The organism is Pyxidicoccus fallax, from assembly GCF_012933655.1.
GTDB lineage: Bacteria > Myxococcota > Myxococcia > Myxococcales > Myxococcaceae > Myxococcus > Myxococcus fallax.
Genome location: NZ_JABBJJ010000777.1, coordinates 1 through 443, shown reverse-complemented (window position 1 = coordinate 443; position 443 = coordinate 1). Strand labels below are relative to the sequence as shown.

Sequence of the window (443 nt, the reverse complement as noted above, 5' to 3'; positions counted from 1 at the left end):
GTATCGCCAAAAGCAATGCCCAGATAACGATTAAGCAAAATGGTTACACCATTTACCAAACTTATGTATCGCCTGGTGCTTTTGAAATTAGTGATCTCTATTCCACGTCGTCGAGCGGTGATTTGTTAGTTGAAATCAAAGAAGCGGACGGCAGCGTCAATAGCTACAGCGTACCGTTCTCCAGTGTGCCATTACTCCAGCGTCAGGGGCGAATCAAATACGCGGTGACACTGGCGAAATACAGAACCAATAGTAATGAACAGCAGGAGAGCAAATTTGCCCAGGCCACGTTGCAGTGGGGCGGACCGTGGGGAACGACCTGGTATGGTGGTGGACAATATGCTGAATATTACCGTGCCGCCATGTTTGGTCTGGGATTTAACCTCGGCGATTTCGGAGCAATTTCGTTCGATGCGACCCAGGCGAAGAGTACGCTAGCAGAT

General features: G+C 49.2%; 1 protein-coding gene. It reads left to right on the top strand.

Annotated features, from left to right (window positions below; translation table 11 throughout):
• Nucleotides 1-443, top strand: a 443-nt coding sequence (locus HG543_RS54115; protein ID WP_169352729.1) for a fimbria/pilus outer membrane usher protein, incomplete at both ends; no start/stop codon positions are given.